Source organism: Streptomyces yunnanensis, from assembly GCF_029011865.1.
Lineage (GTDB): Bacteria > Actinomycetota > Actinomycetes > Streptomycetales > Streptomycetaceae > Streptomyces > Streptomyces yunnanensis.
The window spans coordinates 1,016,986-1,031,752 of sequence record NZ_CP095749.1 but is presented as its reverse complement, the minus strand read 5'-3'; the positions used below and the strand labels follow the sequence as shown (position 1 = coordinate 1,031,752).

General features: G+C 68.8%; 7 protein-coding genes, 1 pseudogene and 2 CRISPR repeat arrays (1 of these 10 cut by a window edge). Of the genes and pseudogenes, 4 read left to right on the top strand and 4 right to left on the bottom strand.

Going from position 1 to position 14,767, the window contains the following annotated elements; translation table 11 throughout:
- Window positions 1-23: 23 nt before the first annotated feature.
- Entirely contained in the window at window positions 24-1,460 is a 1,437-nt protein-coding gene (gene ltrA, locus MOV08_RS04185) for a group II intron reverse transcriptase/maturase (protein ID WP_275306315.1), read from the bottom strand.
- Between the two features lie 591 nt (window positions 1,461-2,051).
- Window positions 2,052-2,399 (bottom strand): annotated as a pseudogene (locus tag MOV08_RS04180) (transposase); the annotation flags it as partial.
- 254 nt (window positions 2,400-2,653) lie between these two features.
- Here MOV08_RS04180 and MOV08_RS04175 point away from each other — a divergent pair.
- Window positions 2,654-3,550: an IS982 family transposase gene (locus MOV08_RS04175; RefSeq protein ID WP_275306313.1), complete on the top strand. Its 897-nt coding sequence runs from the start codon at window positions 2,654-2,656 to the stop codon at window positions 3,548-3,550.
- A gap of 561 nt (window positions 3,551-4,111) precedes the next feature.
- On the opposite strand, the gene MOV08_RS04170 is transcribed toward MOV08_RS04175, so the two are convergent.
- Window positions 4,112-4,666 (bottom strand): hypothetical protein, encoded by a 555-nt coding sequence (locus MOV08_RS04170; protein WP_275306311.1) that lies wholly within the window; start codon window positions 4,664-4,666, stop codon window positions 4,112-4,114.
- A 193-nt stretch (window positions 4,667-4,859) separates the two neighbouring features.
- On the opposite strand from MOV08_RS04170, the gene MOV08_RS04165 reads away from it, so the two are divergent.
- Together MOV08_RS04165 and MOV08_RS04160 are read left to right on the top strand one after the other, a co-directional pair.
- Window positions 4,860-5,465: a hypothetical protein gene (locus MOV08_RS04165; protein WP_275306309.1), complete on the top strand. Its 606-nt coding sequence runs from the start codon at window positions 4,860-4,862 to the stop codon at window positions 5,463-5,465.
- 13 nt (window positions 5,466-5,478) lie between these two features.
- Window positions 5,479-6,318, top strand: a complete 840-nt coding sequence (locus MOV08_RS04160) for a TRM11 family SAM-dependent methyltransferase (RefSeq protein ID WP_275306308.1) — start codon at window positions 5,479-5,481, stop codon at window positions 6,316-6,318.
- Window positions 6,319-7,477: 1,159 nt separating this feature from the next.
- Here MOV08_RS04160 and MOV08_RS04155 read toward each other — a convergent pair.
- A complete protein-coding gene (locus tag MOV08_RS04155; protein ID WP_275306307.1) occupies window positions 7,478-8,005 on the bottom strand; it encodes a hypothetical protein in 528 nt (175 codons plus the stop codon).
- A gap of 1,851 nt (window positions 8,006-9,856) precedes the next feature.
- Window positions 9,857-13,663: direct repeats of the CRISPR family, unit length 28 nt; unit sequence GAACAACCCCCGCGGGTGCGGGGACGAC.
- Between the two features lie 75 nt (window positions 13,664-13,738).
- Between MOV08_RS04155 and MOV08_RS04150 the strand changes: the two genes are divergently transcribed.
- A protein-coding gene (locus MOV08_RS04150) for an IS5 family transposase (RefSeq protein ID WP_420834112.1) occupies window positions 13,739-14,555 on the top strand; the annotation gives its coding sequence in 2 pieces (ribosomal slippage) (window positions 13,739-14,100 and window positions 14,099-14,555; 819 coding nt in all).
- Between the two features lie 27 nt (window positions 14,556-14,582).
- Window positions 14,583-14,767: a CRISPR direct-repeat array (repeat unit 28 nt; unit sequence GAACAACCCCCGCGGGTGCGGGGACGAC); it runs 88 nt beyond the window's last position.

Here is a 14,767-nt window from a genome sequence, read left to right as displayed (position 1 = left end):
AAAGAGCCGCGTGTTGGACGTTCTCATCCCGTGACAGGCCAGGGAGTCGGGATAACGGAACCCCGATAGCGGTAGCGAGTCGTGCCTACCTTCTCGGGATCGAACAGCTCCCTGTTCTCACTGGCGGGCCACCATCCACCGCCGCAGTAACGGTTGCGGATTTCCTTCCAGGTGGACCGGCGGTGTTTGCGCCGCATCCATCGCCATACCGTCTGCCACACGTAGTGGCTCAAGTAGGCGAAGGTCACGGAGGACACCCCGGGCCGGAAGTAGGCACACCAGCCCCGCAACGCCATATTCAGTCGACGCAGCAGGTCGTCCAACGGTTGATTCACTTCGACCTCTCGGCACAGCGTCTTCACTTTCCGCTTCACGGCCTGGACGGCCTTCTTTGCGGGGTATGTATAGACGTAGTGCTGGCTGGTTCCTCTCTTGCGGTGGCGCTGGAGGTGCCACCCGAGAAAATCCAGCCCTTCCTCGATATGGGTGATCAAGGTCTTCTCCGGTGATAGGCGCAACCTCATCGTGGACAAGACCTCTGCGATCTCCTCGCGCAGAACTTCGGCATCCGCTCGGGAACCGAATACCATCAGGCACCAGTCGTCCGCGTATCGCACAAGGCGATAGGTGGGCAGACCGTGACGGTGTCGTCTGGCTCGTTCCAGCTTCCCAGCTCCGGGGCCTCCTGGCGCCTGGGCGATGTACTCGTCCAGGACGGAAAGCGCCACGTTGCTGAGCAAAGGCGAGAGGATCGACCCCTGTGGGGTTCCGGCAGTGGTCTCCCGCAGCAGGCGGTCCTCACCGAGGATGCCCGCCTTGAGGAATGCCTTCACCAGGTCCAGTACGCGCTTGTCTCCAACTCGACGCCGCACGCGGTCCATCAGGGCCGAATGTGAAATCTCGTCGAAGCAGGCCGTGATGTCACCCTCAACGATCCACTCATAATTGCGTGGTCGCGAGGCGAGGTAGCGCACCTCGGCTACCGCGTCATGGGCCCGGCGATTCGGACGGAACCCGTAGGAGCACGGGAGAAAATCCGCCTCGAAAATCGGCTCCAACACCAGCTTCAATGATGCCTGGGCCACCCGGTCGGCGATGGTCGCGATCCCCAGGCGGCGAAGTTTCCCACCTGCCTTCGGGATCATGCGCTCCCGAACCGGAAGCGGGCGGAAACTACGGTCCTTCAACTGCGACCGCAGAGCGTCGAGAAAATCCCCGACCCCCTGCCCGGCCTCGACCGAACGAGCCGTTCGTCCGTCCACGCCAGCCGTGCGGGCACCCTTGTTACCCCGCACCCGATCCCAGGCCACTAGAAGAAAGCCGGGATCGGCAACGAGGTTGTAGAGGTCGTCGAACCTGCGATGAGGATCATCACGAGCCCAACGGTGCAGCTTGGTCTGGATATTCAGTACCCGTCGCTCCGCCATATATACGGCGTGCTCCAGTTCGTCGGTATTCACCAGCGAAAACCTCCCGATATTCCAGCAGCCTCGACTGCTGACTTGCTGGCCCCCTTGGCCCTGCAGCCGTCTCTCACGGCCTCCACGGCGGGTCGTCACGCCCGCGACTACTACGGGGCCTCCGCCCCATCCCACGGTCCTCAGCCGGCAACGGACCTGCCCGCCCCCGAAATGGCTATCCGGCAGGAGGGCGACCGCGGATGGTTCCCACGTTCACCATGTGATCGATCGGTCAGGTAGGTGCCCAGCTCTACCCCGGCAGCATCGCCACGTCTACGCCGCAGACCTTCGACGTGGCCTCCCCACCGACGGAACTAAACGGCTTCGGAGTTGAGGACCGGCCCGAAAGGCCCAGCCCTCACGCACTGCGCACCGGCCCATATCCACCAGATTTGACCCGGCTTCGCTGTTACGGGGCGTCAACCACTGGTTCGCTCTCGCTACACCTTCTGACCTCGCCGAACGGGCCCGCACCGTCTGGCAGTTCCGGCACGTCCCGCTGTCGTCGGGGCCGCTTGCCACCCTCCCCGGCGTTCCCCGGATCGGGCTGCCCCCAGGCTTCGATCAGGCCGCTGCGACGGCCCGACGGGTGTGGTCTTTCACCACCTCTCGATCAACATCGCGCCTCGTGGCGCACAGCTCGGCCGCGAAGAAAGCCGACGCCGCCTTCAAGATCTCGATCGCCCGCCGCAGTTCGGCGTTCTCCGCCCGCAGACGCTTGATCTCCGCGGCCTCCTCGGACATGGTGCGGGGCCGCTGGCCCGCGTCCACCTCGGCCTTGCGGACCCAGGTCCGCACCGTCTCGGCCGCACCGATGCCCAGCTTCGCCGCGACCGCCTTCATCGCGGCCCACTCGGTCGGGTAGTTCGGACGGATCTCCGCGACCATGCGCACCGCACGCTCGCGAAGCTCGGCAGGGTAAGGGGACGGACGTGCCATGACTCGATCCTCTCAGGGAATCGAGCCTCCATCAGACCCGGAGCGGTTCAGTTCAACAACCTCCGCACACTCACCGCCCTCACCGCCTTCGCTCTGCTGATCATCCTCGCCCTCAGACAGCCGACTGCCCACGCTGCTCCGGAGAATCAGCCGCAAACCACCCGGGCCTGGCCGCCAGGGCTCACCTACACGACTACTAGACGAGTCTTTCCGAATGCCTGCGGGCATGAGACGAGGGTGCTCAAGATCCGTTTGTGACGACGAACTTGACCACCCTCGTAACCGCACTGTACGTGAAGATCGACGATGACTCGGCCGGGATCGCCCGACTGCCAGGCAGGCCGCCGAAACTGAGCCACTCCGAGTTGCTGTGCCTGGCCGTCATGCAGGCCCTGCTCGGCTTCCACAGCGAGGCCCGCTGGCTGCGGCACGTACGCGCCCACTACCGCGGCATGTTCCCGTACATCCCGCAGGACGCCGGCTACAACAAGCGCCTGCGGGCGGCCTTGCCGCAGGTCAAACGCCTCATCCGGGTCCTGGCCAGGGACACAGACTTCTGGCATGACACCGTGTGGCTCTGCGACTCCACCCCCGTGCCCTGCGGCACGTCGCGGCCCACGGTGAAGCGGTCGGAGGTGGCGGGCTGGGCGAACTACGGCTACTGCTCGTCCCACTCACGGTTCTACTGGGGGCTGCGGCTGTTCCTGGTGTGCACCCCAACCGGGATGCCAGTCCTGTGGGCCCTGGCCAGCCCGAAGATCGACGAGCGCGAAGTCCTGGCTGCCATGCTGGAGGTCGATGCCCCGCTCGTGCGTGAGCGGCCCGGCCTGCTGCTGATCACGGACAAGGGCTTTGCGTCCAGAGCCTTCGAGCGGTCATTGTCCGAGCACGGCATTTCGCTGCTGCGGCCGTCGATGAAACGCGAGGCCGCCCGCCCCGGAGAGCCGATGCTCAAGAAGGTCCGCCAGCTGATCGAGTCGGTGAACGACACCCTCAAGGGCCAGCTTGACCTGGAACAACACGGCGGCCGCACATGCGAAGGCGTTGCCGTGCGCGTCGCGCAGCGCGTCCTCGCGCTGGCCACCGCGATCTGGCACAACTTCCAGACCGGCCAGGCGGTCAGCCGCTCACTGACCGCCTACGACCACTAAACGTGTTCGGAAAGACTCGTCTAGATGTGACGTGCGCCCCTTGCGTTGTGGCCCGGCAGTGGCTCGCCACTGGCTCGCTGGGCCCCAACTTCGCCGTACCTTGCGAACGGATCAGGGATATGCCGCAGCTGGCTTGCTGAAGGGGCTGCCACGACGAGAGGAGGCAGGAGCCCGCCACGGTACGTTGGTCCGCTGTGTCAGCAGCGAATCGCCGTCGCCAGCCGCGGTCGGCAACCCACCCGGGATGCGCGTACGAGCCGTCCAACGGGCGGTCCCCACCGCGCGCCTGCTAGCACCTTCGACCAGCTCGTCGGCTCGGCGGGCACCACGCGTCGGTTTGTGCCCTTCCCAACCGGATTCCCACGCCCGGCTGACCCGAGTGACGCATCCCGGAACATGGGCGCCAGCTACATCCCCGAGGAAGAAGCGGGCAACCTCACGTCCCTGGCTGAGCGCTGCTGACGCTGTCTCCTTCCCTGTCGTCGGCGCCGAGACCGCGCCGACGAGGATCAAGGCCCGTTCACACCTCGACGTCCTGCCGTTCCTGAAACCCGCAGGCGATCAGGGCACGGACCTGTTCGCCCTGTGCACCGCATAGACCAGGCCGGTTGGATGGATGCGCCGGACCGGCCGCCGACACTGACTACTGGGCAGGCCGGTGATGTCCACGTCTGCAACCTGTTCCTGGTTCATGTCGCCCAGCTCAACCGTGCCCATGGCCAGCGGTTCATGCCTCAGCCCTTGCTGATCCTGATCGGTCCACTCGACCTCGACTGCTGCGACAGCACCCCCGTCCGCCGCGAGGCGCGTGGTGCGGTTGGTATAGCCAGCGATCACACGCTCAGAACCGCCTCCATGCCACTGGCGGCCCGGCCGCGCACCGATTCCGCGCTCTAGCTGGACCGTTACAACGGCCCGGCACCGGTCCCGTTCCCGATGGCCGACGCTGTCGCTGCAGGTGCGCCATTGAAATCGAACAAAGAAAATTTCGTGCTGCCCCAGCACGCTCATCGGGTCGCTGGCGGGCTGGCTCGGCAGTGGCTCGCTGGTGGCTCGACACTGGCTCGTTATACGTCTGAGCTGGGCAGAAGCAACCAGATGGTCGGTCAAGTCCATGGCGGCATGGGAAGAATACGGCCGCACCACCGGATCGAACGCTCCATCGTGGACGACAAACCTGGCCGGCCGCTCCTCTATTACTTCACGTCAGCGCCAGGCGGATTCGGTCCCGATTTCCGGGTGCCATCTGTCGATGTCCACCACTCCACGCCGCACTCCGGACACGCTCCGTCCTCGCAGCGCACGTTCCTTGCCGACGACTATCTGGCTCCCAGCTCCCGACGAGCCGCACGCCGCACCGGCTGCGGGCACCGTGCTGCCCGACTGGGCCATCGAGCGAATCCGGACCGTGTTCACCGCCCGGGCCGGGCAACTCCCTGTGCCACTGCTCAAGATCTCCCTCCAGGACACCAAGCCGGGCATGGACGCCCGCACCCCCGTTGTCACCTACACCGACGGCACCCCGAGCAGGCTCTCGCTGCTGCTTGCGGAACTCCACCCCGATGCTCTCCCGGACCCCACTGACAATCCTCTCTGCGGCGTGAGTGAGATGCCCGGTGCGATGGAGGACGGCTGGCCCGGGTTCTTCCACCGTGCCCACCGTCTCCTGCCCGCCGACGGACTGCTGTTGCTGGCCACCCGTCAGCGCCGGGACGAGGGCATTCTCACCGACCCGCTCGGCTCCCTCATCGCCAGCGCCCGCACCGCCGGCTTCCGCTACCTCCAGCACGTCATCGTCGCCCACGCCCACCCCGCCGACGACCGCCTCATCCCTACCCCACCCACCGACGCCAGCCCCGGGGTGGCGCACAGCGACCTGGTCGCCCTCTCAGCCGTCCACCCCACCGGAGCCTAAAAGGAGCCCGCTCATGCACTCTCCCACCTCGGTGTGGAACACCGCCCCCACCTCCGCCCCCGCCCAACGCAAAGACCGCTACGTACCAGGCTCGTCAGCCCACCCGGCCAAGATGCACCCGGGCATCGCCGCCCACGCCATCGCCACCTATTCCCGTCCTGGCGATCTCGTTCTGGACCCGATGTGCGGCATCGGCACTACCCTCGTCGAAGCCCTCCGCCTCGGCCGCAATGCCCTCGGCATCGAATACGAACCCCAGTGGGCCACCCTCGCCTCCCTCAACACCCGCAACGCTGCCAAAGTAAGCGGCACCCGTACCGGCATCGTTCGCTGCGGCGACGCCCGCCATCTGACCGACCTCGCCCCCGCCGATGCTCGCGGCGAGGTAGATCTCGTGGTCACCTCACCTCCCTACGGGCCCAGCGTCCACGGACAAGTCCGCTCAAGCAGGGAGACAGGCGAACCGGGAGTGGTCAAGAAGGACTTCCGTTACAGCGTCGACCGCGCCAACCTGGCCCACGTCTCCACCGCCCGCCTCCTGGAGGCATTCACTGAGATCCTCGCCCAGTGCCGCACCATGCTCCGGCCTTGCGGCACGGTCGTCGTTACCACCCGCCCCTGGCGTGAGCACGGCGAACTCATCGACCTGCCCTCCGCCGCCCTCGCCGCAGGCAAGGCCGTCGGCCTCACCCCATCCGAACGGTGCGTCGCCCTCCTCGCCGGCATCCGCAACAGCCGCCTGGTCTCCCGCCCCTCGTTCTTCCAGATGAAGAACGTCCGCGACGCCCGCCGCGAGGGAATTCCGCTCTCGGTGGTGCAGCACGAGGACGTGTTGGTCTTCACCAGGCGCTGAACTCCTGGAACGGCTTGCTACTAAGTGTGGCTCGGTGTCGGATGGACTCCTCTGCGAAGTCGACGTCGTCGCCGTGCACCTGAACAGTGACGCCATGTTCCGTGAGCACCCCGGGCAGGGCGACGTCTCGAACCCCCTGCCCGGGGTAGTCCCAGGCGGCGAACTCCGCCAGCGCGGCATTGCGCTGAGGCACGATAGGCGTCACCGTCCTCGTGGCTGATCAGGGGCTGTCTGCCTACAGGGCCGAGGCCGGCCACGCGCCTTCGTAACCACCGTCAAGCTGCGGCAGGCCAGCATCACAGAGGTCATGGACACCAAGGGCAACTTAAAGGACCTGGTTGGCCACAAGATCCTCCCATCCGTCGCCTAACGAACGCCGCGTCCCCTACCGGTACCCACGACGTCAGCGGTGATCGCCCCCGCGGGTGCGGGGACGACGTCGCGGACACCGCAACCAGGGGCCAGGCTGTGAACTACCCCCCCCGAGTGAGGACAACCCCCGGGTGTGGGGACACCACGACACTGCCCGGGCCCTGGAGATAATCGCGGGACAACCCCCGCGGGTTGCGGGGCGGACCGTCGGAAGGCGCCGCATCTCAATAGCGCCGACGGACAATCCCCGCGAGTGCGGGGACGACGCCGCTCAGGCCACTCCGGCCCAATGCGACGGCGAACAACCCCCGCGGGTGCGGGGACGACAGTCCGCCTATCCCGAAGTCGAAGAGACCCGCGGGACAACCCCCGCGGGTGCGGGGACGACAACAGCACGCGGCGACCTCTGGACCTGATCGTCGGACAACCCCCGTGGGTGCAGGGACGACCCGCCATACAGGGTGGGTTCCGCCATCACTTGCGAACAACCCCCGCAGGCGCGGGGACGACGTGGCCGGTCAGTGTCTCCACCCCCAACGGGTGGAACAACCCCCGCGGGTGCAGGGACGACGCCGGGGCGTCGGGATAAACTTTTCGGTCCTCAGAGCCACCCCCGCGGGTGCGGGGACGACGCGACGACGTAGGCGTGGTGAGCGGCGAGCCAGGAACAACCCCCGCAGGCGCGGGGACGACAGGCGGCCGATCGCGGTGTTGGGGGCATCGATGGAACTACCCCCGCGGGTGCGGGGACAACTGTCGGCGGCCAGTTGGATCTCCCCGCCTGGCGTCATTCATCTGAGCCGGCGCTGCCCGCTGCGGCGCCGACCAGCCCGATCAGCTGAGGATCCGCCAGCAGCACCACACGGTCGGCCGCGGGGTCGAACCCGAGCACCGGATTCCCGTAGTCGCCCTCGCCGGTCATGACGACCGGCTTGCCCAGACGCCGGCCGATCGCCCCCAGCAAGTCGCACAGGGTGTCCACTCCAGCCTGGCCCTGCAGTTCGCGAAGGTCGACGTCGAAGCCGATCTCGTCGGCGGACATAGGACGGAAGATCGCCAGCACATCCGGGACCGGCCAGACCCGCAGATCGGCAGCATCCGCATCGGCGGAGCGCGACAGCACCTCCGCAGCAGACGGCAGCGGCCCGGCGACGCCGCCCTCTGAATACTCCCACGTCCATCCGCTCGATCGGATCAGGTCGAACACGGCCTCCCAGTCGGCGACCGAGGCGTCGGGTACGCATACGTCCGGCAGAGCGCCCATCAGGTCAGGATGGAAGAAGTTCCGCACGTCATCCCACAGCAGATCCGGCATCCCGCCATGCTGCCCGTCAGCCAGCCCGAACGCAGCCCGATTTCCCTGACTAACCTCACAAGGCTCCGCCACGCCTGTCTTGACGTTGGCCGCAGGGAAAGGCGGGAAGCTGCATCGCCGTAACGGCGCGTGACCGGCCCTCCGTCGGCGGGGAGTGCAACTGGCCGCCGTTGGGGACCGTGAGCGGGGAACCGCTGGCCGCACCCGGGGAAATGATCTTGGTCGCTGTCAGGCGACTACCGGCGCACCTTCCACGGCGCGCTGCGGAGCGAACTACCCCCGCGGGTGCGGGGACGACGGTCTCGTGGTGGGGGCTGCGGTCACCCTGATCGAATAACCCCCGCAGGTGCGGGGACGACCACGGAGCCCGGTACGCCGGAGACCGGCAGCACGAACAACCCCCCGCGGGTACGAGGACGACCGCCGGTCAGCCCCCTGCGCCCCGATCCACGCGGAACAACCCCCGCGGATGCGGGGACGACGCCGTCGCCTGTTCGTTCTCGGACCGCACCAGAGAACAATCACCGCGGGTGCGGGGACGACACCGGCTGTGCACGATGCGGTGGGGGCCGAGGAGAACAATCCCCGCGGGTGCGGGGAGGACTGCTCCCTGGCCGACGCCACCTACCCCACCAAGGAACAACCCCCGCAGGTGCGGGGACGACTCGAGCGCGTTAAGCGTGAGCTCGTAGCTCTGGGAACAACCCCCCGCGGATGCAGGGACGACCCGGTGACGTAGCGGCCAGTGCCGTCGGCGGTGGAACAACCCTCGCGGGTGCGGGGACGACATCACCGAGGGGTACGAGCGCAGCGTCTGGGCGGAACGACCCCCGCGGGGCGGGGACCACCAGGATGCTGGAGGCGGCGAACACCACCGCGTAGAACACCCCCGCGGGTGCGGGGACGACGGCGGTGCTCAGCGCCTCCCAGCGGGTCTCGGCGGGCTGCCTCGCGGGTGCGGGGATGATGTCAGGGCCACGCGTATGAAGTCCTCTCGCGCAGAACCACCCCTGCGGGTGTGGGGACACGCCCGCATCCGCAATCAGCGGGCGACGGGCATGGAGCAACCCCCGCGGGGGCGGGGACGACGACCCGATGACGCGGTCACTGCCCCGGGGCGGGGAACAACCCCCGCGGGTGCGGGGACGACCTCACGCCGGACTCCTGGCGGGGAACCATGGTCGAACAACCCCCGCGGGTGCGCGGACGACGCTCTCACGCCGGTGTGGGATCAGGTCCTCACGGAACAACCCCCGCGGGGTGCGGGGGCGACTTTCGCTTCGCTCCAGCGAGGGAGGGCCGCCGCGAACAACCCCCGCGGGTGCGGGGACGACTTTCGGTGAGGCCATCCCCACATCCCAGGTCCCGAACAACCCCGCGGGTGCGGGGACGACCTCGGCACCGGGATCAGCGCGTACCGCACCGGGAACACCCCCCGAGTGCGGGGACGACCACCTGCACCGCAACGGCTGCGACCGCATCGTCGAACAACCCCCGCGGGTGCGGGGACGACCGCGTCTCCGCGGAGACGGAACTGGATGATCTGGAACAACCCCCGTGGGTGCAGGGACGACGCGGTTCCCACGCGGAACCCCTCCTCGTGCAGGGAACAACCCCCGCGGGCGCGGGGACGACCTGCTGGTCGTCGGCGTCCTGGTGGTCATCTCGGAACAACCCCCGCGGGTACGGGGACGACGGTCGACGGGTCGTTGCCGGGCAGACCCAGCTGGAACAACCCCCGCGGGTGCGGGGACGACCCAGCTCGGACGGCTTGGCCTTCTCACGGTTCAGAACAACCCCCGCAGGTGCGGGGACGACGCCTCGTGGGGAATCTCTAGGACCGACTCCAGCGAACAACCCCCGCGGGTGCGCGGACGACGTGTGGCGCAGCTCGTCGGGGACGATCTCAGGAGAACAACCCCCGCGGGTGCGGGGACGACCGCTCGGGTGCCGTACCCAGCCGCTCGGGCCAGGAACAACCCCCGCGGATGCGGGGACGACACCCCCTTCGCCGGCCCACACCAGCTCTCCGCCGAACAACCCCCGCGGGTGCGCGGACGACCAGCAGCCCCCGGCCTTCCCCAAGAAGCCGGACGAACAACCCCCGCGGGTGCGGGGACGACCGGGCCCGCCTGCCCCTCCGGAGACCACAGAGAGAACAACCCCTGCGGGTGCGGGGACGACCGCCTGGCGGTGCTCCGCCCACGCCACCACCTGGAACAACCCCCGCGGGTGCGGGGACGACGGGTCGACTTCGGGGTGCGTGAACCGCACGGGCGAACAACCCCCGCGGGTGCGGGGACGACGCGTCGAAGGGGCGCAGCGCGTTGGGGAGGTCGGAACAACCCCCGCGGGTGCGGGGACGACGAGTGCTACTACGACGACCCGGCCCACCCGTACGAACAACCCCCGCGGGTGCGGGGACGACGGGTAGACGTCGACCCCCATCGATCCCGCCCGGGAACAACCCCCGCGGGTGCGGGGACGACTTCTCTGCGCGGGCCTCGGCTTTGCGTCGAGCCGAACAACCCCCGCGGGTGCGGGGACGACCTTCCGAGCCCTGGCCGAGCTGCACCTCGACCGGAACAACCCCCGCGGGTGCGGGGACGACCTTTGGGTCCTGGGCAACCGCCGGGACCGAGGGGAACAACCCCCGCGGGTGCGGGGACGACGGCCAACGTCCTCTCTTACGACGCCATGATCGCGAACAACCCCCGCGGGTGCGGGGACGACGCCGCGTCCGCGAGGGTCTGGGTGCCCAGGACGGAACAACCCCCGCGGGTGCGGGGACGACCCACCGGCAAGGACGTCGTGCTGCGAGCCAGCAGAACAACCCCCGCGGGTGCGGGGACGACCCCCAGAGCCGGTCGCCGAAGACGTCGCGGGCGGAACAACCCCCGCGGGTGCGGGGACGACCCTTCGGAATCGCATCCCCCGCTCCCGCGAGGAGAACAACCCCCGCGGGTGCGGGGACGACGGCGTGGAGGACCTCCACGTTCAGCGCGAAGGCGAACAACCCCCGCGGGTGCGGGGACGACTTCCCCCGGATCTCGCGCGCCAGCTGTACCAGGGAACAACCCCCGCGGGTGCGGGGACGACGGGATCAGGACGTACATCGGCCAGAGCCAGTAGGAACAACCCCCGCGGGTGCGGGGACGACGCGGTTTCGGCGGCGCGCAGCGTGCCGAGGAGGGAACAACCCCCGCGGGTGCGGGGACGACCTACGGACATGCAGGTCAGCGGCCTGTGTGACGGAACAACCCCCGCGGGTGCGGGGACGACCGGAGCTATGAACCGCAGGTGCCGGTACGTGCCGAACAACCCCCGCGGGTGCGGGGACGACACCGCCAGCCGGTGGCGCCCGCAGTAGCCGAGAGAACAACCCCCGCGGGTGCGGGGACGACGGAAGGACCCATCGTGACCACGCTTGTGTACGAGAACAACCCCCGCGGGTGCGGGGACGACTTCTTCCGCTTGGCGCGCCCCTCCGGCCTCGGAGAACAACCCCCGCGGGTGCGGGGACGACATGGACGGGCACCTGCTCAGGATCTGCGAGCTGGAACAACCCCCGCGGGTGCGGGGACGACTCCACAGGGGTGGTGGTGGGACTGTGGTAGACGGAACAACCCCCGCGGGTGCGGGGACGACGCCGGGTCCTCGTTCGGGTCGATGTAGGGGCCGGAACAACCCCCGCGGGTGCGGGGACGACCAACGGGCCCAGTTGATCAGCAACCCGTCTGGGGAACAACCCCCGCGGGTGCGGGGACGACCGCGTCTCGATGTACGCGGCGTCAAACACCACAGAACAACCCCCGCGGGTGCGGGGACGACGGATCCCGGCCGACCGACACTGACGCCCCCTCAGAACAACCCCCGCGGGTGTGGGGACGACAGCAGACCACCGGCGCCGGCAAGGAAACCTACAGAACAACCCCCGCGGGTGCGGGGACGACATCATCTTCGCCGTCATTGTGCAGATGTTTCTGGAACAACCCCCGCGGGTGCGGGGACGACGTTCCGTCGGGTCGGCCGTCGCCACCGGGGCGAGAACAACCCCCGCGGGTGCGGGGACGACCGCACCCGAGACAGGGTGAGATCCCGCCCCAGCGAACAACCCCCGCGGGTGCGGGGACGACTCCTCTCATGGACCCCGGTCGCCCTGGCACCGGGAACAACCCCCGCGGGTGCGGGGACGACGGCCGCAGGATCGTCCCCGGGCGGAAGCGCAAGGAACAACCCCCGCGGGTGCGGGGACGACGACCGCGCACCGGCAAAACCACGCGTAAGGCGAGAACAACCCCCGCGGGTGCGGGGACGACCTCCTCGCGCAACGCGCCCTGGATGGCCCGATGGAACAACCCCCGCGGGTGCGGGGACGACACAATGCCGGCAGACGAAGCGATCAGCCGTTGGGAACAACCCCCGCGGGTGCGGGGACGACGTCTGGAGGTGGACGACGATGCTGCCTGAGGGCGAACAACCCCCGCGGGTGCGGGGACGACGGCGACACGCGCTGAATTGTGTACCACATGCGGCGAACAACCCCCGCGGGTGCGGGGACGACGACGGGCACCAGGTCATTTCCTTGCCCTCCAGGGAACAACCCCCGCGGGTGCGGGGACGACCTCCCGCCTGACGGGACGGGGCGCTGATCGGGCGAACAACCCCCGCGGGTGCAGGGACGACAGCAGGCGTCAACTGTCTGGTGCAGCCAGGCAGGAACAACCCCCGCGGGTGCGGGGACGACGTCACCGCCACAGACGACGACGGCAACCTGAAGGAACAACCCCCGCGGGTGCGGGGACGACGTACCGGAGACGGAGACGTTCAGCGACCAACGCGAACAACCCCCGCGGGTGCGGGGACGACTCGCCGCCGTGGGTCGGCTCCCCGATGCCGAGTGAACAACCCCCGCGGGTGCGGGGACGACTCACCCACCCCCAGGCTCGCGCGTACTACGAGGGAACAACCCCCGCGGGTGCGGGGACGACCGGTGGGGGCGGGGTACCCCGGCTCAGGAGGGGGAACAACCCCCGCGGGTGCGGGGACGACGGGGTGGCCTACGACCTGCGGGACGTCCAGGAGGAACAACCCCCGCGGGTGCGGGGACGACTGACGCCCCCCGCCAAGCGCGCGGTACAGCTGAGAACAACCCCCGCGGGTGCGGGGACGACCAGGGCGTCGTCGTCGTGCTCGTTGACCCATGCGAACAACCCCCGCGGGTGCGGGGACGACGACCCGGGCGACTGCGACTACGACTGCCCACGCGAACAACCCCCGCGGGTGCGGGGACGACAAAAGGCGCCATCTCCCCATGCCTATCGCGGAAGAACAACCCCCGCGGGTGCGGGGACGACGCCCGCGCACCCCCGCCCCGATTCGGCCGGAACAACCCCCCCGGGTGCGGGGACGACACCGTTCGTCATGGGCCTGGGATCCGTAGGGGGGAACAACCCCCGCGGGTGCGGGGACGACGTCCACCACCGCCGGCTCCCGACTCCAGGTCGGGAACAACCCCCGCGGGTGCGGGGACGACGAGTTGTCGCAGTGAGGTTTGGTCCTCCGTGGGGAACAACCCCCGCGGGTGCGGGGACGACCCGGTCCCACCATGCCGGCTGACGCCACGCGGGGAACAACCCCCGCGGGTGCGGGGACGACACACATCCCGCTTAGAGGTCCTAACAGAAGTGGTTGATCATGTGACTGCTGGCCTATTTGCTCGTTGGTCTGGTCGTGGGGAAACGTCAGTCGCGGCCGTGGATCGTGTCGGATGAACTGTGGGCGTTGGTCGAGCCGTTGCTGCCCAAGCCGGGGCCGAAGCTGGTTGAGGGGCGGCCGAGGGTGCCGGACCGGCAGGCGTTGTGCGGGATCCTGTTCGTGCTGCACACCGGCATCCAGTGGGAGTACCTGCCGCAGGAGCTGGGCTTTGGTTCGGGTATGACCTGCTGGCGGCGGCTGGCCGCCTGGAATGCCGCCGGGGTGTGGGACCAGCTGCATGTGCTGCTGTTGAAGAAGCTGCGGTCGGCGAAGAAGCTGGACTGGTCCAGGGCGGTGATCGACTCTTCCCATGTGCGGGCGGCCCGTAGGGGCCCAAAGCGGTCCCAGTCCGGTCGATCGCGCACGGCCGGGCAGCAAGCACCACGTCGTCACCGACGCCCAAGGCATCCCGCTCGCGGTGTCGCTGACCGGCGGCAACCGCAACGACGTCACCCAGCTCCTGCCTCTGCTCGACAAGATCCCCCCTGTCGCCGGGGTTGTCGGCCGGCCCCGTCACCGGCCCGACGCACTGCTCGCCGACCGTGGCTACGACCACGACAAGTACCGGCGTCTGCTGTGGCAGCGCGGCATCCGTCCCGTGATCGCGCGGCGAGGCGAGCCACACGGCTCCGGCCTGGGCGTCTTCCGATATGTCGTCGAACGAACCATCGCCTGGCTGCACGGCTTCCGTCGCCTGCGCATCCGATGGGAGCGCCGGGACGACATCCATGAAGCCTTCCTCGGACTCGCTACATGTCTCATCACCTACAGACACGTCCAACGCCTTTGTTAGGACCTCTTACCGTCGCCGTTACCGTCGAGAACAACCCCCGCGGGTGCGGGGACGACCTTGGTCAGAGCATTCAGGGCATGCTCCACGGAGAACAACCCCCGCGGGTGCGGGGACGACGCGTGATCGGGGAGGGCGACCGTGTCTGACGACGAACAACCCCCGCGGGTGCGGGGACGACGGTGCCGGCCGGGAGCATCGCCGTACCGAGCGGG

Coding starts and splice junctions, on each gene's coding strand:
- MOV08_RS04155 (WP_275306307.1), bottom strand. CDS start 8,005: ATGCCGGATCTGCTGTGGGATGACGTGCGGAACTTCTTCCATCCTGAC.
- MOV08_RS04160 (WP_275306308.1), top strand. CDS start 5,479: ATGCACTCTCCCACCTCGGTGTGGAACACCGCCCCCACCTCCGCCCCC.
- MOV08_RS04170 (WP_275306311.1), bottom strand. CDS start 4,666: ATGGACTTGACCGACCATCTGGTTGCTTCTGCCCAGCTCAGACGTATA.